The 24,013-nt window shown below is 66.3% G+C and carries 21 protein-coding genes; 3 read left to right on the forward strand and 18 right to left on the reverse strand.

The window, feature by feature from the left end:
• Positions 1–7 precede the first annotated feature (7 nt).
• From AAFP30_RS10955 to AAFP30_RS10975, 5 genes are all read right to left on the reverse strand, one after another.
• Complete coding sequence (locus AAFP30_RS10955) at positions 8–433, reverse strand: DoxX family protein (protein WP_419230160.1); 426 nt, start codon at positions 431–433, stop codon at positions 8–10.
• A 78-nt stretch (positions 434–511) separates the two neighbouring features.
• A complete protein-coding gene (locus AAFP30_RS10960) occupies positions 512–2,608 on the reverse strand; it encodes a hypothetical protein (protein ID WP_419229925.1) in 2,097 nt (698 codons plus the stop codon).
• Positions 2,609–2,707: 99 nt separating this feature from the next.
• The gene (locus AAFP30_RS10965) at positions 2,708–4,219 is read right to left on the reverse strand and encodes an NAD(P)(+) transhydrogenase (Re/Si-specific) subunit beta (protein WP_419229927.1); all 1,512 of its coding nucleotides are present in this window, start codon (positions 4,217–4,219) and stop codon (positions 2,708–2,710) included.
• Complete coding sequence (locus tag AAFP30_RS10970; protein WP_419229928.1) at positions 4,216–4,536, reverse strand: NAD(P) transhydrogenase subunit alpha; 321 nt, start codon at positions 4,534–4,536, stop codon at positions 4,216–4,218. Before AAFP30_RS10970 ends, AAFP30_RS10965 begins: the two co-directional genes overlap by 4 nt.
• Positions 4,536–5,624: a Re/Si-specific NAD(P)(+) transhydrogenase subunit alpha gene (locus tag AAFP30_RS10975; RefSeq protein WP_419229929.1), complete on the reverse strand. Its 1,089-nt coding sequence runs from the start codon at positions 5,622–5,624 to the stop codon at positions 4,536–4,538. The genes AAFP30_RS10970 and AAFP30_RS10975 overlap by 1 nt, the downstream gene beginning before the upstream one ends.
• 378 nt (positions 5,625–6,002) lie before the next feature.
• On the opposite strand from AAFP30_RS10975, the gene AAFP30_RS10980 reads away from it, so the two are divergent.
• Positions 6,003–6,980: an IS481 family transposase gene (locus AAFP30_RS10980; protein WP_419229930.1), complete on the forward strand. Its 978-nt coding sequence runs from the start codon at positions 6,003–6,005 to the stop codon at positions 6,978–6,980.
• A gap of 52 nt (positions 6,981–7,032) precedes the next feature.
• Here the strand turns inward: AAFP30_RS10980 and AAFP30_RS10985 are convergent, their stop codons facing one another.
• The 11 genes from AAFP30_RS10985 to AAFP30_RS11035 all read right to left on the reverse strand — a co-directional run bounded on the left by AAFP30_RS10985 (position 7,033) and on the right by AAFP30_RS11035 (position 18,850).
• On the reverse strand, positions 7,033–8,583 hold the full coding sequence (locus AAFP30_RS10985; protein WP_419229931.1) for a molybdopterin-dependent oxidoreductase: 1,551 nt from the start codon (positions 8,581–8,583) through the stop codon (positions 7,033–7,035).
• Positions 8,584–8,596: 13 nt separating this feature from the next.
• Positions 8,597–10,057 carry an FAD-binding protein gene (locus AAFP30_RS10990; RefSeq protein WP_419229932.1) on the reverse strand — a complete coding sequence of 487 codons (1,461 nt, stop codon included), beginning with the start codon at positions 10,055–10,057 and terminating at the stop codon, positions 8,597–8,599.
• 60 nt (positions 10,058–10,117) lie between these two features.
• Positions 10,118–12,358: a heavy metal translocating P-type ATPase gene (locus tag AAFP30_RS10995; RefSeq protein WP_419229933.1), complete on the reverse strand. Its 2,241-nt coding sequence runs from the start codon at positions 12,356–12,358 to the stop codon at positions 10,118–10,120.
• 4 nt (positions 12,359–12,362) lie between these two features.
• Positions 12,363–12,515 carry a hypothetical protein gene (locus AAFP30_RS11000; protein ID WP_419229934.1) on the reverse strand — a complete coding sequence of 51 codons (153 nt, stop codon included), beginning with the start codon at positions 12,513–12,515 and terminating at the stop codon, positions 12,363–12,365.
• On the reverse strand, positions 12,512–12,715 hold the full coding sequence (locus AAFP30_RS11005) for a heavy-metal-associated domain-containing protein (protein ID WP_419229935.1): 204 nt from the start codon (positions 12,713–12,715) through the stop codon (positions 12,512–12,514). The genes AAFP30_RS11000 and AAFP30_RS11005 overlap by 4 nt, the downstream gene beginning before the upstream one ends.
• Before the next feature lie 66 nt (positions 12,716–12,781).
• Positions 12,782–13,075, reverse strand: coding sequence for a metal-sensitive transcriptional regulator (locus AAFP30_RS11010; protein WP_419229936.1), 294 nt, complete (start codon positions 13,073–13,075; stop codon positions 12,782–12,784).
• A 140-nt stretch (positions 13,076–13,215) separates the two neighbouring features.
• On the reverse strand, positions 13,216–14,007 hold the full coding sequence (locus tag AAFP30_RS11015; protein WP_419229937.1) for a hypothetical protein: 792 nt from the start codon (positions 14,005–14,007) through the stop codon (positions 13,216–13,218).
• A gap of 190 nt (positions 14,008–14,197) precedes the next feature.
• Positions 14,198–15,847, reverse strand: coding sequence for an L-aspartate oxidase (gene nadB, locus AAFP30_RS11020; RefSeq protein WP_419229938.1), 1,650 nt, complete (start codon positions 15,845–15,847; stop codon positions 14,198–14,200).
• An 81-nt stretch (positions 15,848–15,928) separates the two neighbouring features.
• Positions 15,929–16,732, reverse strand: coding sequence for an alpha/beta fold hydrolase (locus AAFP30_RS11025; protein WP_419229939.1), 804 nt, complete (start codon positions 16,730–16,732; stop codon positions 15,929–15,931).
• The gene (locus AAFP30_RS11030) at positions 16,732–17,775 is read right to left on the reverse strand and encodes an NAD(P)-dependent alcohol dehydrogenase (protein ID WP_419229940.1); all 1,044 of its coding nucleotides are present in this window, start codon (positions 17,773–17,775) and stop codon (positions 16,732–16,734) included. Before AAFP30_RS11030 ends, AAFP30_RS11025 begins: the two co-directional genes overlap by 1 nt.
• A gap of 67 nt (positions 17,776–17,842) precedes the next feature.
• Entirely contained in the window at positions 17,843–18,850 is a 1,008-nt protein-coding gene (locus AAFP30_RS11035; RefSeq protein ID WP_419229941.1) for a hypothetical protein, read from the reverse strand.
• 203 nt (positions 18,851–19,053) lie between these two features.
• Between AAFP30_RS11035 and AAFP30_RS11040 the strand changes: the two genes are divergently transcribed.
• Positions 19,054–20,427 carry an ABC1 kinase family protein gene (locus AAFP30_RS11040; RefSeq protein WP_419229942.1) on the forward strand — a complete coding sequence of 458 codons (1,374 nt, stop codon included), beginning with the start codon at positions 19,054–19,056 and terminating at the stop codon, positions 20,425–20,427.
• A gap of 137 nt (positions 20,428–20,564) precedes the next feature.
• A complete protein-coding gene (locus tag AAFP30_RS11045; protein WP_419229943.1) occupies positions 20,565–21,998 on the forward strand; it encodes a porin PorA family protein in 1,434 nt (477 codons plus the stop codon).
• A gap of 70 nt (positions 21,999–22,068) precedes the next feature.
• On the opposite strand, the gene AAFP30_RS11050 is transcribed toward AAFP30_RS11045, so the two are convergent.
• Complete coding sequence (locus AAFP30_RS11050; protein ID WP_419229944.1) at positions 22,069–22,503, reverse strand: hypothetical protein; 435 nt, start codon at positions 22,501–22,503, stop codon at positions 22,069–22,071.
• A gap of 509 nt (positions 22,504–23,012) precedes the next feature.
• On the reverse strand, positions 23,013–23,969 hold the full coding sequence (locus tag AAFP30_RS11055; RefSeq protein ID WP_419229945.1) for an alpha/beta hydrolase: 957 nt from the start codon (positions 23,967–23,969) through the stop codon (positions 23,013–23,015).
• Positions 23,970–24,013: the final 44 nt, after the last annotated feature.

Here is a 24,013-nt window from a genome sequence, read left to right on the forward strand (position 1 = left end):
CGGAGGATCAGCGTCGAATACCGGCGATCTTCAACAGCTCTGGCCGTCTGAGCACCAGTCCGATCCACATCAGTACACCGAGGTAGACGGCGAACAGGGTGGTGCTGATCAGCGGCGACTCGATGCGCAGGTTCGCGGTGACCGCGCCACCGAGGTAGGCGGTGATACCGACCGCCCCCAGCACGGCGGTGCGCGGAATGGCGTACACCACAAGGCAGACCAGGAGCACGATGCCCATGATGTAGGTCTGTTCCGTCGGGAAGCCGAGTTTCGCGGTGCCCTCGATGACCGCTTCGGGTCGGGTGAGTTTGCCGACGATGTCGACGGCGAGGAAGGCGGCGACCAGCACGCTGATGACGACTCCGGCAATGTGCCAACGGGATCGGGTGGTGCGGGTGTCGTCGTCGACGGTAGGGATGAAGTCGGTGACCATGATGTCCTCCGGGGTTGCGGTGCGGGTGGTTTCTGTGAATAGAGACACCGCATCACCGGAAAACTCATCGGTGAGAGTTCAGGACACTCCGTTGATCTGGTCCACCGCAGCAAAGAGGTCGCCGATTCCGTAGTTGTCGACCGCGACGAAGTTCGGGATCATGCCACGTTCGCTGCGGCACTGTTCGAGGCGCGGCAGCAACACATCCTCTTGGTTGACGATTTTGGCGTCGTGGATGCGAGCGGTGAAGTTGCTGAGCCAGTGGTTCACCAGGAAGATCGGCGCGGTCGAGACACCGCGCAAGTGTGCGCAACTGAAGTCGGCGGCCGAACGGAATGTGTAGGGCGTGTCCTGCACCCAGATGTGCCCATCCAGTAGCCACGGGTATTGTGTTCCGCCACCGATGTTTTCATGCAACCATACGACGCGGCGATTGGAATCGATCATCTGCTGCAACGTCGGCCACGGGTGCGCGAGTTGCGGCGTGTAGATCTTGTCGTACATGCCGGCGTCGTGGAGAAGCTTGTCGACGTCGGGCGGCCGCACGATGTCCTGGACGAAGAAGGTCACCACCTCGCGGGGATGGTCGTCGAGCCACTGGTTGACCTGCTTCATCAGCGGTAGCCATTCGGTGGAGCCGAGTTCGCAGAGCTCATGACACAGGTAGGGGTGCACCGGGCCGACCGGCGTGAGGTTCAACGAATTGCGCACGCGCAGTGCACTGTTGACCACGTCGGCGCCGTAGGTCTCCTGGGCTTGGGCCATGGCCTCCGCGCGGGTCTCGGGGGTGTTGGCGATGGTGGGCGGGCGGTCCGACATCTGCCCGTACCAGCTGTCGATGAGAAAGACCCGGATGCCGTCGTTGAGTTGCCCCATCACCCCGGTGGGTTGCTCGGCGATGAACCATCCCGGTTCGTCCTGCGCCGACATCGAATTGTGGGTGGCCGGGAAGGCGACGTCGGTGTACTTGCGGTCGCACAGTTCGACATGCCCGTTGCAGCCGTTGGGGTCGGTGCGTAACGCCGTGAGTCCCGCGGTTCCGTTGTCCTGCGGCAGGATGTAGAAGATGGCAGCGGCGATCACCGCGGCGGCGAGCACGACCGACGCCAGCGGTCGCAGGGCCCGCAGCGCTCCCCCGCGACGGTCGAATGCCGCACTCGCCCAGCGCTGCACGGCGTCGATGAGATCCCGCGCCCCCAGGAACAGGGCGAGCACCCCGACCACGATCGCCAGCACGGTCAGCGCGTACGTCGGCCGCAGCACCGCGAAAACCCCGATCAGCACCAGCGCTCCGCCGCGCCCGGCCAGTGCGCCCACCCGGCGCGGACGATCGACCGCGAAGCGTCGCACCGACGCAACCATGTCGTCGAGATCGGCCAGCGGATCGACGCTACCCAGTGCGCGCAGCAGCAATCCGACGATCAGACAGACCAGCGCGATGATCCACAGTCGGCCGTCGATCTCGTGCCACGACGCGACCGCGATCGCCCCATTGAGAGTGTCGGTGGGCACGAGCGCAGCCAGGATGGTCATCACCAGGATCACGGTGATGACCGCACCCGCCAACCACAGCAGAGCGCGGCCGAAGGTGAACGCGAGCTGCGCCCAGGATCGTCGCCCGAGCAGTGCCGACGCGATGAGCGCGATCAGCCCGAGGAGTGGGAGCAGCCACGACAGGACGCGCACCCAGTGGAAGTACTTCGCCAGCTGGCGGTCCACGGGGGTGGCGCCGATGTCGGCCAGCCGCACCGACATGTCGTCAGGAATATTCGCAACCACCTGCGGCGCAACGGTTTTCAATCCAGCGATGGTCACCGCGGCCACATCTACCAGACGCAGGACCAGCACTTCACCCTCGCCGGTGGCCAACGCATTGTGGATCGGGACGGTCGCCCGGCGTACCACCGGGCTCAACGCAGGGCTCGCGACCGTCGCGATCGACACCGACTCCAGCAACGGTCGCAGCGCGACCAGTTCGGGCGAGGCGTCGATGATCCGGTCCGAGACGATGAGCCCGAGTTGCCGCGCGACGTCGGGGTCCTGCCGGATGGAGTCGACGTGCGCGGCGAAGTTCTGCGAGTTGACGACCTCCCGGTTGGCCAACCCGGCGAACAGCCCGAGGACCAGAGAGCAGACGCCGACGACGAACAGCACCCGCGCAGCGACCTGCCTCATCGAGTCAGTATCGCCGAAGCATCCGCCTCGTACCGATGACTTCTGCAGATACAACAACACCCCGGGACCGCACGTGGTCCCGGGGTGTTGTTGTCTGCGTTACAGCGCTTTGAGTTCTTCGATGACGCCTTCGACGCTCTTTTTGGCGTCGCCGAAGAGCATGGAGGTGCCGTCGGCGTAGAACAGTGGGTTCTCGATGCCGGCGTAGCCGGAGCTCATCGATCGTTTGAGGACGATGGTGGAGCGGGCTTCGTCGACGTTGAGGATCGGCATGCCGTGGATCGGGGATCCCGGGTCGTTGCGTGCGGCGGGGTTGGTGACGTCGTTGGCGCCGATGACGATCGCGACATCGGTGCGGTTGAACTCACCGTTGATGTCGTCCATCTCCTTCATCGCGTCATACGGGACGTCGGCCTCGGCGAGCAGCACATTCATATGTCCGGGCATCCGTCCGGCGACGGGGTGGATGGCGTATTTGACCTCGACACCCTTCTCCTGCAACAGCGATGCCAGTTCCTTGACCGCGTGCTGGGCTTGGGCGACGGCGAGGCCGTAGCCGGGCACCACGATCACCTGATTCGCATAGGCCATCTGGATTGCGGCATCGGCGTTCGAGGTGGCCTTCACGGTGCCGCCGGCACCACCGGCCGGCCCACCACCGGCGTCGCCGCCGGCACCGAAGGAGCCGAACACGATCGCCGGGATCGACCGGTTCATCGCCTTGGCCATCAGGTTGGTCAAGATGCTGCCCGAGGCGCCGACGATCATGCCGGCCACGATCATCGCCTGATTGTTCAACGCCAGACCCGCCGCGGCGGCCGACAGGCCGGTCAACGCGTTGAGCAGCGAGATCACCACCGGCATATCGGCGCCACCGATGGGGAACACCACGAACAGACCCATCACCCCGGCGATCACCAACAGCGCGACGATCCAGAACCAGGACGTCGCCGAATCCGCACTCGAGTGCACCCCGATGTAGATGGCGATGCCCAGCGCGGCGATCGCGAGGACGATGTTGGCGGCCTGGAACAGCTTGGCGTTGCGGACGAACGTCTTCTCCAGGCCCTTGGGCATGATCTCCTGCAGCTTGGCGAAGGCGACCAGCGAACCCCAGAACGACACCGACCCGATGATCGCCGCGAACAGCGACCCGACGATCACATGCACATCCGGGGTTTCGTGGACGGTGGTGAAGCCGTCGGACTCGATGAACTCCGACCACGCGATCAACGCGACGGTGCCACCACCGACACCGTTGAACAACGCCACCAGCTGCGGCATCGCGGTCATCTTCGTCTTCAACGCCGGCGGGATACCCAACACCACACCAACCGCCAACCCGAGCACGATCAACACCCAGTTGATGCCGGGCACCCCGACATCGCCGGCATTGTTGTACACCCCGAGCAGGGTGGCGATCACCGCGATACCCATACCGGTCGCGGCGATCCAGTTGCCCCGGACCGCGGTCTTCGGGCCGGTCAACCCCATCAGACCGTAGATGAACAGGGAGAACGAGATGATGTAGAGGACGGTGACCCCGTACCCGAGGCCCGCCGACACCTGCCCACTCTCCTCGAGAGCGAGGTTCACGACATGGGCGCTCACTGGACGGTCTCCTTGCTCACGGTCTCTTTCTTGCCCTTGAACATGCCCAGCATGCGGTCGGTGACCAGGAAGCCACCGACGACGTTGAGCGTTCCGAAGATCAATGCGACGAATCCGATGAGGCGCACACCCCACCCGGCATCGGCGGGCAGGCTACCGAGCACCACCAACGCACCGAGCACCACGACACCGTGGATGGCGTTGGTACCCGACATCAGCGGGGTGTGCAGGGTGTTGGGCACCTTGGAGATGACGGCGAACCCGACGAACCCGGCCAACACCAGGAGCGCGATATTCGCGAGCAGTTCGTTGTACATCAGGCCGACACCGCCTCTTTGTCCCGAGTGACGCAGGCAGCTGCGATCACTTCATCGTCGAAATCCGGTGCGATCGCACCGTTGTCGTCGAGCATCAACTCCAGCAGCGCGAGGACGTTCTTCGAATACAGTTCGCTGGCATGCTCGGGCATGGTGGCCGGCAGGTTCAGCGGCGAGGTGATCGTCACGTCATGCTTGACCACGGTCTGGCCGGGTTCGGTCAACTCGCAGTTACCGCCGGTCTCACCGGCGAGGTCGACGACCACCGAACCGGCTTTCATGCCCTCGACCGCCGCCGCGGTCACCAACCGCGGCGCCGGACGACCCGGCACCAGGGCGGTGGTGATCACGATGTCGAAACCCTTGATCGCGTCCTCGAGTGCCTGCTGCTGCTGCGCACGCTCGGCGTCGGTGAGTTCGCGGGCGTAGCCGCCTTCACCGGCGGCGTCGATCCCCAGGTCGAGCCATTGGGCACCCACCGAGCGGACCTGTTCGGCCACCTCCGGACGTACGTCGTAGCCGGTGGTGCGGCCACCGAGGCGTTTGGCCGTGGCCAGCGCCTGCAGCCCGGCCACACCCACCCCGAGCACCAGCACCGTCGCCGGTTTCACCGTGCCCGCCGCGGTGGTCAGCATCGGGAAGAACCGGGTCGAGAGATCCGCGGCCACGATCACCGACTTGTAGCCCGACACGTTGGCCTGCGAGGACAGCGCATCCATCACCTGCGCGCGGGAGATACGCGGAATCGCTTCCACCGCATAGGCTTCCACACCCGCAGACTTCAACGCGCCGATCTGATTGTCGGCGTTGCGCGGAGCCAAGAACCCAATCAGCTTCTGCCCACTACGCAACCGGCCGATCTCGGCATCGGTCGGCGGAGACACCCGCAAGACGACGTCCGCCGAATACGGATCACCGATCGTCGCGCCGGCCTCGGCGTACAGTTCGTCCGGGATCAACGCTCCCAGACCGGCACCCGATTCAACGATCACCGGGACACCCTTACCGACCAGCGTCGACACCACCTTCGGAACCAACGCCACCCGACGTTCGTCCGCGGCAGATTCGCGCACGACACCCACACTCATAGTTCTCACCCTTAGATCTGGTCACAGCCGGTGGTCTCGGACAGACCGGCACCCCGCGGTCAATGCCTGTATTGCGAACTTCGGACTATTGCCCGGCTCACAAACGTGCGACGAACATAGCATGCCCTCAGGTATGTAGCCGGTTGCAGTCAGATAGGTCACTTTCCCCTTGACGGAACACGTTCCACCAGCATTTTGTCCCCCTCGCTGGTCGAGTAGCCCGAGCGAGCGCTGCACCCCCACGCTGGTCGAGTAGCCCGAGCGAGCGCTAGCTGTAACACCCAGGGAGGTTGTGAACGGCGTGGCTGCTCGTAACAGGTGAGGGCCTCCGGTATCGGTGTGGTTACCACAACACACGCCGAGTACCGAGAGGCCCTCATGACCCACCGTAATGCTTTCCTGACCGAACGTGGCCGTCTGGCCCTGGCCCAGTGCGTCGTCGAGGACAGCTGGCCGCTGCGACGCGCTGCCGAACGCTTCAACTGCTCACCAGCCACAGCCAAGAAATGGACCGACCGTTACCGCGAACACGGGGAAGCCGGAATGGTGGATCTGTCCAGCCGGCCTCATCACTCACCCAACCAGCTCCCGCAACGGCGGGAACGGCGAATCATCAAGCTGCGCTTCGTGCGTCGCTGGGGTGCCGCACGGATCGCCGCGCACCTCAAGATCGCCCAGTCCACCGTCGAGGCGGTGTTACGCCGCTACGGGATGCCGTTGCTGCGCCACCTCGACCAGGCCACCGGCTTACCCGTGCGCCGGGAAGCGCCCCGCCGCTACGAACACGAGGCTCCCGGCGACATGATCCACGTCGACATCAAAAAGCTCGGTCGCATCCCTGATGGTGGTGGCCACCGCACACTCGGGCGCACGATCGGCAACCGCCACAACAAGAAACAGCGCCCCGGGTACGCGTTCTTGCATCATGCGGTCGATGACCACTCACGGCTGGCCTATTCAGAGATCCTCACCGATGAGCGCAAGGAGACCGCCGCGGGATTCTGGACACGCGCCAACACCTTCTTCACCGAGCACGGAATCACCGTGAAACGGGTATTGACCGACAACGGAGCCTGTTATCGCTCAAAGGTTTTCGCTGCCGCCCTAGGCGCCGACATCACGCACAAGAAGACCCGCCCCTACCGTCCGCAGACCAACGGCAAAGTCGAGCGCTTCAACCGCACCCTGGCATCAGAGTGGGCCTACGCCGAGGCCTACACCTCCGAGGCCGCCCGCGCAGCCACCTACCCCACCTGGCTCCATGACTACAATCACCACCGAGCCCACACCGGCATCGCAGGACTCACCCCGATCGAACGCCTACGCGTTCACAACCTCACCGGGTCTTACAGCTAGCGAGCCCGGGCGTATCGAGACCACACCCCGACGCCCCGCACCGCCCCCAGGTTCAGGTGATCGTGTAAGTCCGTGCGTCGAACCCGGTGGCACCGTCGGGGATCGGCGACGCAATACTCTCCACCTGCCGGCGACCGTCCTTGTCGATCGCACGACACCGCACCGTGTGTTCGCCCGGCGTCGCGACCCAGGTGAATCGCCACTGCCGCCACGTGTCGATCGAGTATTCGGTGGCGAGTTCGGCCGGTTCCCAGACGCCGTCGTCGATCTGTACCTCGACTGCCCGTACACCGGTGTGCTGCGCCCAGGCGGTGCCCGCGATCACCACCTCGCCGCGCTGGTGACTCGACCCCGAGGCCGGCCGGTCGATGCGCGAGGCCAGTTTGATGGGTCCGAGCGCCGACCACCCCCGCGTCGTCCAGTAGGCGTCCGCATCGCTGAACTTGGTGATCTCCCAGTCGACGACCCATTTGGTTGCCGAGACGTATCCGTACAGTCCGGGGATCACCTGTCGCACGGGGTAGCCGTGCTCGACCGGTAGGGCGTCGCCGTTCATCCCGACGGCGAGCAGCGCGTCGCGTCCATCGGTGATCGCCGAGACCGGGGTACCGCAGGTCCACCCATCGACGCTGGTGGAGAGCAACATGTCGGCGCCCGGACGCACCCCGGCGCGGTCGAGGAGCGTCTTCATCGGAACCCCGAGCCAGCGTGCGTTGCCGATGAGGTCGCCACCGACCTCGTTGGAGACGCACGTGAGGGTGACGACGCGTTCGGTCATCGGCATCGCGAGCAGTTCGTCCCACCCGAGGTGGATCTCGTTGTCGACCATGCCGTGGATCCGCAACGACCACTGGTCGGTGGTCATCGACGGCACCTGCAGCGCGGTGTCGATGCGGTAGAAGTCGGCGTTGTCGGTGACATAGGACGTGGCGCCCGGGACGTCGAGATTCACCCCGGGCGGGATGGGCGGCGCAGGCGTCCGCGGGACCGGCAGCTTCACCCCCGCGCGGTCGGCGATGGTGTGTGCCGTGTCGGCGAGCATGCGTCGGCCGATCGCGCCGACGGCGAGTGCCGCAACACCGATACCCACCGCGGTGAGCACGAACCGCCGGCTGACGCCAGGTGTCGCGGCGTCGGGATCGCGAGCACTGCCCGCGGGTCGCAGCATTCCGATCAAGATGCGCAACACAACGACCGCGACGACACCCGCGATCACCGATGGAATCGCGTAGGTCCAGCTCGCATTCGGGCGAGTTACTGCGGCGAGCACGCCGACCACCCCGAACAGTCCGACGATCACGGAACCCGTGGGTGGGCGAAGTCGTTCGGCGACACCGCATCCCGCGGCGATGATCGCCATGAGCACGCCCATGAGGACGAACAACACCAATTTGTCGGAGGTGCCGAAGGTGCCGATCACCCATTCCCGCACCGAGGTGGGCGTGTGGTCGACGACCGCGGAGCCGACCGCGAAATACGGCGAGGCATCCGGAGAGACCGCGACCGCGACAAGCTCCCCGATGGCCAGTCCCGCACCGACGGCGACCACACCGGCGATCGCGGCCGCGCCGAGGCGGTCGGATTCGGTGCGAGTGGAGGTCACACTCCTTGATACCTCAGGATCGTCGTCCGGCGGCGTGCCGTCCCGCCCGCCGTCCGAAGTAGGAACCCTCACCGAGCTGCGTTCCGCTCGCGTAACCCTTGCCGTCTTGCGCGAGGTTCGCCGCGCACGCCCCGGCCGCATAGAGTCCGGTGATCGGGCTGCCGTCGGGGTGCAGGACCTGGGCGTCGAGTGAGGTGGCCATGCCGCCGATGGTGAAGCACGAGTAGAACGCCTTGCCCAGCGACAGATCGAACGCCGCCCACGGTCCCTGGTCCTGCGGCGCGAGGAACTCAGCCGCCTTGTGGAACTCCGGGTCCTCGCCGTTCGCGGCGTGCTCGTTGTAGTCGGACAGCGTCTGCTGCAGCTTGCCCTCAGGGATACCGAGGTCGGACTCCATCTCCGCGACCGTCTCCCACCCGTCGATCAGCGAGATCAGCGGCACCTCCGGCCGCTCCATATGAGCTTCGTCGACGATCAGGAATGCCGCCGAATCCGGTTGATCCATCACGAATCCCGATGTCCGCGAATGATACGAGTCCTCAGCGACGAACCGTTCCCCGTTCTTGTTGACCACGATCCCGGTCAGCAGGATGCTCGGCGGATAGATCGGTGCGGTGACGAACGCATGATCCATGTGTTTGAGCGCGGCGCCCACCGACTCGCCGAGCCGGATGCCGAGTCCGTCGTCGTAGGTGCTGCCGAGAGTGAACGGCTTCTCCGCCACATGCGGCACATACCGCGCCACCATCTCCTCGTTCATCACGAACCCACCGGCCGCGATGATCACCGATCGCGCCCTGATGACGCCCTCTTCGCCGGGTCGCTTCCACACCGCCCCGACCACGGCACCGTCGTCGTTGACGACCAACTGCCGGGCACCGGTCTCGTAGCGGATCTCCGCGCCGAGTTCGGTGAGCCGTTTGACCAGCAGGTCCACGACCATTGACGCACCACCGGTATCGCCGGGGACCGGCACCTTGTGGCCCCGCGGCGCGGGCTTCGCGATGTTCTTGAACGGCCACACCTTCTCGTTGCCAGTGAACATCAAGCCCTGGGTCTGCGGCTGGATGACCGCCTTCTCCGGATAAAAGCTGCGCTCGAAACTGAAACCGAGGCCCTCGAGCCAATTGAAGTGCTCGACGCTGTCCACGCAGTAGGCGTGGATCTTGTCCGGCTCCGGCTCCCGCGACACCGCAGTGAGGTACTTCTCCATCTCCTCCGGACTGTCCTCGTGCCCGGTCGCCTGCTGCACCGCCGTACCGCCACCGAGATAGAAATGCCCACCGGCCATGCAACTCGTGCCGCCGGCAGCGGCCGACCGTTCCAGCACCAGCACCTTCGCGCCCGCAGCCGCCGCCTCCACCGCCGCACTACCGCCGGCCACCCCACACCCGATGACCAGCACATCGACCTCATCGCTGAAGCCCTCGACCGAACTCAACGCCACGGTCGCCGGAATCTCAGAACCTGCCATGTCGACAGGGTAGACGATCAACTAGAACATGTTCTAGTTCTCCCGTCGAGTGGGCGCGGATCAGCGTGGATGCGGCCGGAACCGACGCAGCCGGAGACTGTTCGCGACGACGAACACCGACGAGAACGCCATCGCGGCGCCGGCGAGCATCGGGTTGAGCAGTCCGGCGGCGGCGATCGGGATCGCTGCGACGTTGTAGGCGAACGCCCAGAACAGGTTGCCCTTGATGGTGCCGAGGGTGCGCCGCGCAAGCCGGATCGCATCGACGACGGCCCACAGGTCGCCGCTGACCAGGGTGAGGTCGCTGGCCTGGATGGCGACATCGGTGCCGGTGCCCATCGCGAGGCCGAGGTCGGCCTGGGCGAGTGCACCCGCATCGTTGATGCCATCGCCGGTCATGGCCACCGAATGCCCCTGCGCCTGAAGCTCTTTGATCGCATCAACCTTGCCACCCGGGGTGATCCCGGCGATGACGCGGTCGATGCCGACCGCGCGGGCCACGTGATCTGCGGCGCCTTGGTTGTCCCCGGTGAGAAGAACCGGCGTCAGCCCCATCGCCCGCAGCTCGGCGATGGCTGCAGCCGACGTCGCCTTGACCTCGTCGCCGACGACGAGCACACCGACCGCCCGGCCATCCACCGACACGACCACCGCGGTCGCGCCGACGTCGTGGGCCTCCGCGATCGCGCGGGAAAGCCGTTCGGACAGAACGCCGTCCATGCGTGACGGGTTCTCCACCGTGACCCGCACGCCGTCGACGACACCGGTGACACCGGACGCCTCGACCGCCCGGAACTCGGTCACGGCCGACGGTTCGATGCCGTGATCGCGGCGCGCACCGGCCACGATCGCGGCGCCGATGGGGTGCTCGGAGGCCGCTTCGACGGCCGCCGCGTAGCCGAGCACAGTCCGCTCGTCGAGCGTCGGGGCATCGACGGTGATCGACGTCAAGGTCATCTCGCCAGTGGTGACGGTGCCGGTCTTGTCGAGCACGATCGTGTCCACCGCCCGGGTGGTCTCGAGCACCTCGGGTCCCTTCAGCAAGATCCCGAGTTGCGCACCGCGCCCGGTGCCCACCATGAGTGCGGTCGGCGTGGCCAGCCCGAGCGCACACGGGCAGGCGATGATCAGCACCGCGACCGCCGCAGTGAGCGCGTAGGTTGCACCCACTCCGGAACCGAGCCAAAAGCCCAGAGTCGCAACAGCGATGGCAATGACCACCGGGACGAAGACTCCCGAGATCCGGTCGGCCAATCGCTGCGCGTCGGCCTTACCCGCCTGCGCGTCGGTGACCATCTTCGCCATCTGCGCCAGCGCGGTGTCGGCACCGACCTTCGTGGCGCGCACCACGAGTCGACCACTGGCGTTGACGGTCGCGCCGACCACGGCGTCGCCCTCACCCACCTCCGCGGGGACGGACTCACCGGTGATCATCGACGCATCGACCGCCGAGGAACCCGCGACGACCACTCCGTCGGTGGCGATCTTCTCGCCCGGGCGCACCACGAACTCGTCGCCGACAGTCAAGTCCTGCACGGGAACTCGTCGCTCTACGCCGTCGACCAGCACCGCGACATCCTTGGCGCCCAGATCGAGCAAGGCGCGCAACGCATCCCCGGCGCGGCGCTTCGACCGTTTCTCGAAATACCGCCCCGCCAACAGGAAGGTCGTCACGCCGGCGGCGGCTTCCAGATAGATGTTCGACGCACCGTCGCCGCCCGAGGCGACGAACTCGAAACCGTGATGCATGCCAGGTATTCCGGCGGTACCCCAGAACAGCGCGTAGATCGACCACCCGAAGGCGGCGAGAGTGCCCATCGACACGAGGGTGTCCATAGTGGTCGAGCCGTGTCGCAGGTTGATCCACGCCGCGCGGTGGAAGGGGTAGGCACCCCACACGACGACCGGCGCCGCGAGAGTCAGCGACAACCACTGCCAGTTGGTGAACTGCCAGGCGGGCACCATCGCCAGCGCGACCACCGGGATGGTCAAGACCGCCGAGACGATCAGCCGCTGCCGCAGCGCGTCGAGTTCGCGATCCGCGGCATTCTCGACGTGATCGTCTTCGTCGACACCGGGAGCCATCACCGGCGACGCGTCGTAGCCGGCGTCGCGGACCACCGTGATCAGGTCACCGGAGCCGAGGGTCGGTGGATACTCGACGTGCGCCTGCTCGGTCGCATAGTTGACCGACGCGGTAACGCCGTCGAGCTTGTTGAGTTTGCGTTCGATCCGGTTCGCACACGACGCGCAGGTCATCCCGTCGATGTCGAGATCGATGCGTTCGAGGGCCGTGGCCATTACTTCACTCCATATGTTGCTGGTGGACAACGGTTTCGGTCGTCGGAGCCCACGGAGCGTGGTCCCATGGTCCGACGGCGTGCCCGATGCCGAAGGCGATGCCGAACACCGCAGCCAGACCGACCGCGAATCCGGCGATACGTTGGGTCGCGGTCATGCGAGTTGATAACCCGCCTCGGCGACCGCGGCGGCGACTTCGTCGCGATCGAGTTCGCGGTCGCTGGTGACCTCGACGGCGCCGGAGTCGAGCGTGACGTCGACTCCTCGGACACCGGAGATCTCGCCGATCTCCTCGCTCACCGAGGCCACGCAGTGGGCGCAGGTCATTCCGGTGACGATGTAGTTCGTGGTGGTCATCTCATCCCTCCTGGGTGAATAGCTGTGCAGTACAAGCAATCAGGGCAGTACAAACGATCAGGCGAATCAGGACTTGACGAGCCGGGCGATGGCAGCCATCGCCTCATCGACCTTCTCCTGGCCGGCGGCATCGCTTTCCTGCGCGGCGTGCACGACGCAGTGGTTCATGTGCTCCTCGAGCAACCCGAGACTCACCGCCTGCAACGCCTTGGTCATCGCCGACACCTGAGTCAGGATGTCGATGCAGTAGGACTCGTCCTCGACCATCCGCTGCAACCCGCGCGCCTGGCCTTCGATGCGACGCAACCGGCGCAGGTAGTCGTCCTTGCGCCCGATGTATCCGTGCTGCGCATGTTCCATGGCGTCGTCCCCTGACACGTTCGGCGGTACCCACCGTGGATACCCCTACCAGGTATACCACCGTCGGCCAAGAAACCATACCCCCCTAGGGTATGAGGACAGCCACATCCGAGCCCGGAAGAGTCCTCATCGACGGCCGGTCAGCGACGTCGCAACGCGACAGCCAGCTTCTCCAACGCGGTGGCGACCTCCGACAACGCATCCGCGACCGCCAGTCGACCGTCCCCCGCGGTCTCCGTCTCGTCAGTGGACACGGTCGCCTCTGCACGCTCGTCAGTGGACACGGTCGCCTCCCCATGCTCGGCGACGGCGCGATCCGGCAGCAGGTGCCGGCTGACGCGGGGTGCACTATCCGCCGGCGGTTCGGCGTTGGTCGACCGACGGCCACCCCGGTAGGCGTACTTGCCGTCGGACTCGGATGCGGCGGCGATTGCGGGCGTACCCGGAGCTGTCGCGCTCGGCCGCACCGCGGGGATGTCGGAGTCTGTGGTGGTGCGCACCCGGTCGGCATGTCCGGGCGGCCCGACGGGGTCGCGACGCACCGTCGGTCGCGAGCCGGTCGACGGTCCGGCCGCGGCCCGAGCTTGACCGGTCTGCGCTCCACGATGGCCCGCGGTCGGGTGGCCGTTCGAGGTCGCAAAATAGTGCGCCCCACCGTGGCCTTCGAAGAACTGGCAGTGCGCACCGAACTGCGAGCGCACCGTGCAGGGATTCCGCTCGATCAGCGACTGGGCGTGGTCGGCGAAATCGTTCCATTCCAACCAGAGTCGCCGATCATGCCGCGGGCGGGTGCCCGCATCGGTGGCGTGGTTCCCACCGTGCCCCGAACTCAGGCGGCAGTTCAACAACCAGTCCGACCGCCCGGTCAGACCAAGCGCGGTGCGCTCCGCAGACGTACACACGACCGTCGACCAGCAACCCTCGCCGTTCATCGGCGTCTCCTTCGCAACACGCAGACATGATCGAGCCCGCTATCCCGACGCGCCCTGGCAGCACGAGACGACCGCGTGTACCCCGGCACACGACGTCGACGATGCCACTGTCCCCCGGCGGTTAGTCTACGAACGTCATGGCCCCTGCCGCCAGACCCCGGCACGGGTTGAGCCTAACTGGTCTGGCGACCTAAGCAGTGTGGTGCGCGAAGGCGAGCGCCTCGGACCTCACGCCCAGCGCCTCGGTGCCACCCAACTCGACCGGTCCGTCGTCGAGCCACCCGAAACATCGCGACCGCGCGACCGACTCCGTCTCCGGGTGGTCGATACGGGTGTGGCAGCCGCGCGATTCGGTGCGCGCAGCCGCTGCGGCGACGACGACCCGTGCGGTCATCGTCAGCGCGGCGTCCTCGAGGGTCTCCTCGGTCGCCGGCGGGCGCACCGTAGCGGCCTGCAGCGTCGTCGCGACCGCAGCCAGCCCGTCGGCCTCCCGACGCAACGCCACCGACCCGGACATCATGTCCTGCAAAACTTTCCGTTCCATCACCGGGACCGAGACAGGGTCGGGCAGAGTCACGTCGGCAACCGTGCGACCCCTGCGCCCGACCGCGACCGCCGCCGTCCGACGACCCATCACCAGGCCCTCGAGCAGACTGTTGGACGCCAACCGATTGGCCCCGTGCAGCCCGGTGCGGGCGACCTCACCGGCGGCCAGCAGCCCCGGCACGGCGGTCCGGCCGTCGACATCGGTGAGTACGCCACCGCACAGGTAGTGGGCACCGGGCACGACGGGGATGAGCCCGTCGGCGATGTCGAGTCTCGCGGCGGTAACCCCGGCGGTCACCGTCGGGAAGCGGGTCACGAAGTCGGTAATGCCCCGAACGTCGAGGTAGACGCACGGATGCGCAGTGGTGGCGATCGCCGCTTCAACGGCGTTGGCGACGACGTCGCGCGGGGCGAGGTCGCCCATCGGGTGTACTCCGGCGGTCACCGATCGGCCGTCGACGTCCACGAGCCGACCACCCTCCCCGCGCACCGCTTCACTGACGAGGGTGCGACGTCCGCGGGCGCCGGGTACGTAGAGCATCGTCGGGTGGAACTGGATGAACTCCAGGTCGGTGACCACCGCGCCGGCCCGCAGCGCCAGGGCGATGCCGTCGGCGGTGGCGCCGGCCGGGTTGGTGGTGGCGGCATAGAGGTGACCGGCACCGCCGGTGGCCAGCAACACGGTGGGTGCATAGACGACCCGGTCGCGCCCGCGGGTGCGGTAGGCGACGCCGGCGGTTTGACCGTCGGCGCGCAGGATCGCGGTGGCGATCGACTCGTCGTGGCACTCGATCGGCAGACGGTCGGCGGTCTCGCGTAGCTGGTCGTTGAGTGCGCGTTGGACCTGGGCGCCGGTCGCGTCGCCGCCGGCGTGCAAGATGCGACGCACCGAGTGACCACCCTCCCGGGTGCGCAGCATCCGGCCGTCGGGTCCGCGGTCGAACTCGGCTCCCCACTCGATCAAGCCGGCGACGGCGGACCATCCGTCGGCCAGGATGGGTCGCGTGGTCTGCGGGTCGGTGAGGCCGGCACCCGCTGCGAGCGTGTCGGATAGGTGCAGGTCAACGGAGTCTTCCGGATTATCGGGCTCGACGACGGCGATCCCGCCCTGCGCGTAGAAGGTCGAGGTGGCCTGCTCGCTGCGGTCGGCCCGCCAGTGCGGTCCCTTGTTGAGGACGACCACCCGCAGACCGGCGTGCGCCGCCGACAACGCCGCGGTGAGTCCGGCGATACCGGCACCGATCACGACAAAGTCTGCCCGCGTCTCGTCGCGGGTCGTTGCGCGTGTGTCCATGTGCGCCACCTCTCGGGAGTGCCTGCCCGGACCAACACCCCGGCCATGTTTTCGATTCCCAGTCGAAAACTCTACCGCAGGTCACCGCTCGATCAAGGGCGCGAGGAAATCGGCCACGAGTCCCGGCCACCGGCGGAGTTCGGCCGGTGTCCCCGCAACCTCCAGCGAAGCGTTGGGCAGCGCCGCGGCCAACAGTTCCCCGCTGCGGACCGGATGGACATCGTCGCCGGTCCAGCAGAGCACGCGAGTGGGCTGCCGGATCGCGCCGAGCACCTCGGCGTCCGGCAGATCCGAGACCGCGGACCCGCGGAGGACCGGCGGGAAGAGCGCCGGCGCAACCGCAACCGGACTGACGAACCGCCGCGCCTCCGCCAGCGCAGGCGACGCCGGTGCGTCGATCGCGAGCCGCTCCAACGCGGCGAGTCCCGACCGCTCCACCAGTTCGGCCGAGGAGAGACGGATGGGGATCTGCGCGCGACGCGTCTCCCAGAACGTCGGCGGGGTGGTCAGGACCAGGCGGGTGAACCGATCTGGTTGCGCCAGCGCGGCATACAACAGAGTCGCGGTGCCCATCGACGACCCGATCGCGCTCACCGGTTCGTCGGGCGCGACGACGTCGAGTAACGCGAGCAGGTCTGCACCCAGCTCCGGCCACGTGTATTCCTCGGGTGTCGCGCCTCCCGTCGACCGACCATGTCCACGCGCGTCGTATCGGATCAGTCGATGAGTGGAACTGACTGCCCGCCAATCGAATTGACCCGATGATTCCTGGCCGTAGGCGCGCGAACTCATGCCGTGCGCCCAGATCACCGTCGACCCGCGTCCGGTCTGATTCCAGGCGATCCGGGCGTCGCGGATCTCCGCGTACCTAAAGCCCGGTGGCACTACAGGGTTGCGGTGTCGATGACGAATCGGTAGCGGACGTCGCTGGCGACGACGCGGTCGTAGGCTTCGTTGATCGCCTCGGCGTCGATCACCTCGATCTCCGCACCGATACCGTGTTCGGCGCAGAAGTCCAGCATCTCTTGGGTTTCCGCAATTCCGCCGATCATGGATCCGGCGAAGCTACGGCGATTACGGGTCACCGCTCCCGCCGGGATCTCGATGGGGTGTTCGGGCAGGCCGAGTTCCACCAGGGTGCCGTTGATGGCGAGCATGCCGAGGAACTTCGACATGTCGAGGTTGGCCGACACGGTGTTGACGATGAGGTCGAACTCGTTGCGCAGCAAGCGGAATGTGTCGGGGTCGCTCGTCGCGTAGTAGTGGTCGGCACCGAGCCGGAGCCCGTCCTCCATCTTCTTCAGCGACTGCGACAGCACGGTGACCTCCGCACCCATCGCGTGTGCGATCTTGACGCCGACGTGTCCGAGCCCGCCGAGTCCGATGATCGCGACCTTCTTGCCGGGTCCCGCATTCCAGTGACGCAGAGGGGAATACAGAGTGATGCCGGCACACAGCAGCGGCGCTGCGACGTCGAGGTCGAGTCCCTCGGGAATGCGGCACACATAGTTCTCGTCGACGACGATGGCCGTGCTGTATCCGCCGTGAGTGGGTTGACCGTCGCGGCCGACGGCGTTGTAGGTGCCGGTCATGCCCCTTTCGCAGTACTGCTCGTCACCGGCGCGGCAGGCGTCGCACTCGCGGCAGGAGTCGACGAAGCAGCCGACCCCGACGCGATCCCCCACCTGATAGCGGCTCACCTCGTCGCCGACCACTGCCACCGTGCCCGCGATCTCGTGGCCGGGCACCACCGGATAGTTCGGTTGTCCCCATTCGGCGCGGGCGGTGTGGATGTCGGAGTGACAGATCCCGGCGTAGGCGATGTCGATGACGACATCGTGCGGTCCGGGGTCGCGGCGGTCGATCGTGGTGGGTCGTAGAGGTTGGTCGGCTGCGGTGGCACTGTAGGCGTTCACGGTCGTGGGCATGGGTTCCAGTCTGCAACCGTCCCGACCGATCTCGCCACACGACGAGGTCACCGCCGCCGACCGACGGCTATTTCCAGCCCGAGAATGTGTCGAGCGTGAGCGGCGTCTGGTCGGACGGACCCTGCACGTACCGCTTCATGTAGGCGGTCTGCCAGCGGTTGTTCCACTCCGGGAGTGGCAGCGGGAACCAGTAGCCGCTGTCCAACCACATCTGCCCGAGCAGCGGAACGGGTTGGCGCGAGATATCGGTCCAGGTGCCGATGGGCGGGTTGTCGAACGTGCCGTAGTGCGATCCGGGTCCGCCCACCTTGCGCTGCTTGCCGTCCGCAGAGAACGGCGCGATGTCGGTGCCGGCTTCCTTGCCGTCGATGTAGAACTTCACGGTCTTGTTGCCCAGCACCACCGAGTAGTCGTGTTCGGTGTTCAGGATGTTCACCGGCAGCAGACGAATCTGCGGCACGATCTCGCCGGCTCGTTTGGTCATCAAGAAGAAGCCGCGCGGGAAATCCATGCCGAGCGCGTTGATGATCGGTTTGGCCAGCGTGCTCGCATCACCCACCGGCTTGTTCGCGCCGTTGTACATGAACCACGCGATCTCCAGACCGAGCGGATCGATCGACCGGTTGGACACGCCCCAGCCCGTCGTCCCGGCCCAACTCGGGATCTGCTCGGTGCCGCCCACTCGCATGGTCATCGTCCAGCCCGGTTTGAATGTCGGCTTCGCGAGCATCTCGGCGTTGTTGTACGGGAACAGCGCGTGCAGAGTGTCGGGGATGCCGAAGGTCACGCCGTGGGTCTCGTCGAAGGAGAGCCTGCTGTGGCCGACCGAGGTGTTGCACCAGTCGGCGGGGACGGTCGCGAACTTCTCGTCCATCTTGCGGGCCGGCTTCGGATCGTTCGTGCCGATGTAACCGGCGAACGCCCGCGGTTGCAGCACCGCGCAGTTGGGCACGCCGTCGTCGACGCCGGGGATTTGGATGTTCGGGTCGGCCAGCGCGCTGCCCATCCCGGCCGACGCCAACGTGACCACAGCGGCCGTGGCCACCAGCCCGTGCAGCATCCGTCTGATCACCATGTGACTCCTCTGTTCTTCCCCGACTCTGTTCTTCCCGAAGTGAGCAATGACTCCGCACGTCGCCACAACCTCCCGGTTGAAACGAAATCCGCAAATCGTCTCATTACTATCACATGTCACATATATTTACTCAGTAGATGATCAGCTTCGCGCTCGGCGCATCAGGACCGTCACACCATCGGTCGTTACACTTGCCGGTGGTGATGACGCAGAAACCTGACGACGACGCACTCCGCGCCCAGCTGCCCGAAGTGACTCCCCTGGCCGAGCTGACTCGTTTCGGCACGGCGAGTGCACATGCGGCAGCCGGGGTCGGGCGCTTTGTGCTGCACACCCTCACCGACGCGCTGCACGGCAAAACGCCGAGCACCCAGCGCGCCGCGCATGAGATCCGCACGACGTTCGAGCACCTCGGCCCGACCTACGTGAAGCTCGGGCAACTCATTGCGTCGAGTCCGGGAGTATTCACCGAGACGCTGTCGACGGAGTTCGAGACACTGCTCGATCGGGTGCCGCCCGCTCCCCCGGCCGAGGTCCGCAAGCTCTTCATCGCCGAACTCGGCCGAGGTCCGGAGGAGGTCTTCGCCACTTTCGACACCGAGCCCATCGCCTCGGCATCCATCGCCCAGGTCCACACCGCGACCCTGCACACCGGCGAAGAAGTCGTCGTCAAGATCCAGCGGCCGGGCATCCCCCAACGACTCGCGCCCGACGTCGCTCTACTCGAACGGGTCGCCGGCCTCGCGGAGATCTCCGAGTACGGCCGGATGCTCAGCGCACGGCACGTCGTCGAGGATTTCGCCGACGGACTCGACGCCGAACTCGACTTCCGCAATGAGGCCGCGACGATGCGCGAGTGGTATGAGTGCATCCGGCCCAGCCCATTCGGCGACCGCGTCCGGGTGCCCGCCGTCTACGACGAGTTCACCACCTCACGCGTGCTGACCATGGAGCGCATCTATGCGATCCGCATCGACGACGCCGCCGCGGTCCGCGCCGCCGGCCACGACGGGGTCGCGCTCTGCCGGAATCTGCTGCTGTCGCTGCTGGAGTCGGCGTTCCACGGCGGCCTGTTCCACGGCGACCTGCATGCCGGCAACGTCCTCGTCGATGCCGAGGGCAAACTCGTCCTGCTCGACTTCGGCATCGTCGGCCGGTTCACCAAACGCACCCGCCGCATCCTGCGGCAACTCGTCGTCGACCTGTTGGTCCGCGGCGACTACGAGTCCGCCGGACGCGCCATCTTCCTGCTCGGTGCCGTCCACAAACCCGGGACGACGGCCAAGGGCGCCGAGGACATCAAGCAGGTGACCATGCCGCTGTCGACGACCGACCTCGGCTCGATGTCCTACACCGATCTCGGTCGGCAACTCGGAGCGGTCGCCAAGGCCCACGACGCCCGACTTCCCCGTGAACTCGTCCTGGTCGGCAAGCAGTTGCTCTATGTCGAGAAGTACATGAAACTGCTCGCGCCGCGCTGGAAGGCCATGTCGGACAAGGAGATCTACGGCTACATGGCCGGAATCATGAAAGAGGCCGAGCGCGATCGGAGAACCGACGCGACGACTCCCCGATGAACCATCGCACCGCAGGTATCCGCCGGCGGTCAGGCCCCGATCCGACGACCACCACCGACAAAAGTCGTGACCTCCGACGGGTCACGGCGTGACGCCGTTACTGTTGTGACGTCGTGCCCTCGACCAGGAGTGGATGAATGAGACGTTTTTGGCTGGCGTTGCTGGCGTTCCTCGGTGCCGCGTGCGTCACCGCCGCCATTGCCATCCCGCTGTTCCTCGTGCCGATGCTGCGCGTGGTTCCCCTCGATCTCGACATCACCTCGGTCGCGACGACGGTGCCCGAGGAAGGGTCGTCGGGTGAGCGGTTCCCGGCGGTCATCTTCGACCGCTGCTCGGTCAGCGCCGCGAAGGCCCGCGACCTCGACGCGCATCTGACGCAGCAGCGCCGGTCGGTGATCGTCGACCCGTCGGATCGTCGTCAGGCCACGCTGCAGTCGGCCCAGACGGTGCAGATCGATCGCACCCGCGACGCGAGCGGCAAGGAAGTCGAGCCCACGATGGCTGCGGCCGACGCCGAACGGAAGTGCGACGACGGCTTGCTGACCGCGAACATCGACCGGGTGTCGGTGAATCGCAAGTCGTCGGTGCCCAACGGAACGGTGAGCTCGCTGCAACTCGAGGCCGCACCTGAGGGCGTCAACGTCAAGGACGTCTCGGTCGACCTGCCCAACCGCAAGGGCTTCCAGTACAAGTTCGGGTTCGACGTCAAGAAGCGTTCCTACCTCTACTACGACACCAACACCCGGCAGGACATCGAGGTGAAGTTCGCCGGCGAGAAGACGATCAACGGTCTGACGACCTACGAGTTCGTCGGCGAGGTTCCCGAGACCGATGTGTCGAGCCTGCCGAACGCGCAGGGCGAGGCCGCGCTGGGCACCATGCTGACCATGCCGGCCAAGTGGTGGGGCATCAGCGGCCGCGGCGTGCAGCCCAACGACAAGATCACCATGCACCGCTACGCCACCGCGATGAAGCACGTATATGTCGAGCCGGAAACCGGCACCATCGTCGACGGCCTCGAGGACCAGCATCAGTACTTCCGGTCGCCGGATCAGAGCACCGACACTCCGGCGCCGGTCCGCGACTTCCGCATGGACGTACTCAAGGGCCGGTTCAAGTGGGCCGACGAGACCGTCGCCCACCAGACGTCCAAGGCGCAGGGCTACAAGGATCAGCTGAAGCTCGGCGGATTCTGGCTGCCGCTGATCCTGGGCATCATCGGCGTCATCCTGCTGGCACTCTGGGCGTTCCTGATGCTGCGGGGCCGTCGTCGGGACGCCGCCGAGCGCAACCGGATCGACGACGACGCCGCGGCGGAGACCACCTGGCTCGGTACGCGGGACGAACCCGACACCCGGGTCGATCTCGAGAAGCGCGGGGACGCCGACACCGAGGACCTCGTCCAGCAGTCCGGCCGGCACAACGTCGAACCCAAAGCGGACGCGACCGGACACTCGACCACGGTCGATCCGTGGGACCGCCCGACCGAGCAGATCCCGGTGGTGCAGGACGAGCCCCACGATCCCAACGTGACCCCACGCCCCGATCGTCCCGATCGCCCGGAGCAGTAAGGCATCGGCTCAGGTTTCTACCGTTCGCTCAGCTTAGATCCGTAGCGAACGGTAGGAGCCTGAGCGTCGGCTACGCGGCGGCCAGTCCCAGCAGGTCCAACCACTCGAGAATCATTCCGACGACGCGACCGGCCTCCAGGTCGGCCCACGTCCAGCGGACCACCATCACACCCATCCGTCGAAGATCGTCCTCGCGTTCCTTCTCGCGTTTCATCGCGTCAAACGGAGACTCACCGTCACGTAAGTGCTTCTGGTACTTCTCCATCCCGTCGAACTCGCCCGCCAGGCGACCCTGCCAGTCGTAGTCGGTCCGCGCGACGAAGGTTCCGTCCTGGTCGAAGAACGTGTGCTGTAGACGTGGAATGGGCAGTCCGGCTTCGATCATCTGAGCGCGGCCCCATGACTCACCCGCGGTCTCCGAGTCGGCATCTGCATAGTCGAGGGCACGTCGCGCACTGGCGACCCTCCGACGCGATCTGGCCCGCATGAACGTGTCGATGCTCATCCCGGCGGCCGTTGGCGCATCCACCTCCGATCAGATGGACACGGCCGTACGCGGGTTTCAGCATCGACAGCCCGTGGAGTTCGCCGGCCGTCTCGTGGCTGATGACCGCACCATCGCTGGCGGTCCGATAGACGGCCTGCGCGCGGAGACGGTGCAGTTCGCGGACGGTGCGTTGCTTTCGGTCGGCAAACACGCCCCGAACCACTTTGACGAGTTCGCCGCGCGCACATGCCCGGCTCAACTCGTTGTCGGTGTATCCGACGGAGATCGCCGCATGTCGATGGATGAGGCCATATCGGTCTCGCGGAAAATGACGCATACCGATTGGACGCATCAGCGGCCATTCGGTGCCACGTCGACGCCAATTGCCCGACGACGCTCAGGCAGCCACCGAACACTACGGCTACACGGTGAGCAGACGGTAGGAACCCGAGCAGACACAAACACCCCGGATGGCGGCCCCTCGCGGGAGGTCCCCCGGCCGCGGTGGTCGTTCAGATGTCAGACGCTCAGAAGAACGCCGGGCGGAACGTGGTGTTCCACGACTGCTCGAAGTCGCGCTGCCAGTAGTCCCACCAGTGCACACCGTCCGGGGTGACGCGGGTGGTCAGCTTGACGCCCGGCACCAGGGCGACGCGGCCGATGTACATCTGGCTCGAGACCGACGCAGCGACCTCCAGCGGCACCATCTGCGAGAACTTCACCGGATCGAAGTTGGCGCTGTTCGGGTTCACCGACGAATCGAACTTGCTGCCCAGGCCGCTGCCGGCCGAGACGTAGACGTAGTGGTTGGCGAGGTTACCCGCGCTCAGGAACGGATCGTTCTGGAACCACTGACCGGCCGGGTAGAAGCCCCACATGTTGATCGGGTTGCCGCCGACGCGGGCCACCGAGACCTGGATGCCCTGGGTGAAGCCCGGGAAGGTGACGGTCGGGTAGCCGCTGTAGGAGGCGACGGCCTTGTAGAAGCCGGGGTGGCGCGAGGCCAGGTTCAGCGCCGAGGTGCCCGACATGGACAGGCCGGCGATGCCGTTGCGACGGTTGTCGCTGTTGTGCTTACGCGCCATGTAGGCGGGGAGCTCGCGGGTGAGGAAGGTCTCCCACTTGTTCACGCCCAGCTTGGGGTCGGGGCGCTCCCAGTCGGTGTAGAAGCTGCCGGCGCCGCCGAACGGGATGGCGACGTTGGCACCCTTGCCGACCATGTAGCGGTCGACGTTGGTGTTCTGCAGCCAGCCGCTGGTGTTGTTCGGGGCGAGCAGCCCGTCGAGCATGTACAGCGTGGGCTTGGGACCACGGCCACCGCCATCGATGATGCGGACCGGAATGTTCCGGTGCATGGCGGCCGAGTAGACGTATTCCGTCGAACCGGCCGCGTGGGCGGAGGGGGCAGCAAGCATGGTCACGCCCGAGACGGCCATGATGGCCACCAGTCCGGCGACCAAGCGCTTACGGGCGCGAGTCAGCATTCGTTTCAGTCCTTCACGATCTTGACCCGGAGTTGGGCCACGGT

The sequence above is a fragment of the Gordonia sp. CPCC 205515 genome (assembly GCF_048537925.1).
Taxonomy (GTDB): domain Bacteria; phylum Actinomycetota; class Actinomycetes; order Mycobacteriales; family Mycobacteriaceae; genus Gordonia.

Bases quoted from the DNA above. Each gene is read 5' to 3' on its own strand.
- AAFP30_RS11015 (WP_419229937.1), bottom strand. From the start codon at position 14,007: ATGAACGGCGAGGGTTGCTGGTCGACGGTCGTGTGTACGTCTGCGGAG.
- nadB (WP_419229938.1), bottom strand. From the start codon at position 15,847: ATGGACACACGCGCAACGACCCGCGACGAGACGCGGGCAGACTTTGTC.
- AAFP30_RS10990 (WP_419229932.1), bottom strand. From the start codon at position 10,057: ATGGCAGGTTCTGAGATTCCGGCGACCGTGGCGTTGAGTTCGGTCGAG.
- AAFP30_RS11035 (WP_419229941.1), bottom strand. From the start codon at position 18,850: ATGGTGATCAGACGGATGCTGCACGGGCTGGTGGCCACGGCCGCTGTG.
- AAFP30_RS10975 (WP_419229929.1), bottom strand. From the start codon at position 5,624: ATGAGTGTGGGTGTCGTGCGCGAATCTGCCGCGGACGAACGTCGGGTG.
- AAFP30_RS10970 (WP_419229928.1), bottom strand. From the start codon at position 4,536: ATGTACAACGAACTGCTCGCGAATATCGCGCTCCTGGTGTTGGCCGGG.
- AAFP30_RS10955 (WP_419230160.1), bottom strand. From the start codon at position 433: ATGGTCACCGACTTCATCCCTACCGTCGACGACGACACCCGCACCACC.
- AAFP30_RS11005 (WP_419229935.1), bottom strand. From the start codon at position 12,715: ATGACCACCACGAACTACATCGTCACCGGAATGACCTGCGCCCACTGC.
- AAFP30_RS11050 (WP_419229944.1), bottom strand. From the start codon at position 22,503: ATGAGCATCGACACGTTCATGCGGGCCAGATCGCGTCGGAGGGTCGCC.
- AAFP30_RS10960 (WP_419229925.1), bottom strand. From the start codon at position 2,608: ATGAGGCAGGTCGCTGCGCGGGTGCTGTTCGTCGTCGGCGTCTGCTCT.
- AAFP30_RS10995 (WP_419229933.1), bottom strand. From the start codon at position 12,358: ATGGCCACGGCCCTCGAACGCATCGATCTCGACATCGACGGGATGACC.
- AAFP30_RS10980 (WP_419229930.1), top strand. From the start codon at position 6,003: ATGACCCACCGTAATGCTTTCCTGACCGAACGTGGCCGTCTGGCCCTG.
- AAFP30_RS11010 (WP_419229936.1), bottom strand. From the start codon at position 13,075: ATGGAACATGCGCAGCACGGATACATCGGGCGCAAGGACGACTACCTG.
- AAFP30_RS11040 (WP_419229942.1), top strand. From the start codon at position 19,054: ATGACGCAGAAACCTGACGACGACGCACTCCGCGCCCAGCTGCCCGAA.
- AAFP30_RS11055 (WP_419229945.1), bottom strand. From the start codon at position 23,969: ATGCTGACTCGCGCCCGTAAGCGCTTGGTCGCCGGACTGGTGGCCATC.
- AAFP30_RS11000 (WP_419229934.1), bottom strand. From the start codon at position 12,515: ATGACCGCGACCCAACGTATCGCCGGATTCGCGGTCGGTCTGGCTGCG.
- AAFP30_RS11045 (WP_419229943.1), top strand. From the start codon at position 20,565: ATGAGACGTTTTTGGCTGGCGTTGCTGGCGTTCCTCGGTGCCGCGTGC.
- AAFP30_RS11030 (WP_419229940.1), bottom strand. From the start codon at position 17,775: ATGCCCACGACCGTGAACGCCTACAGTGCCACCGCAGCCGACCAACCT.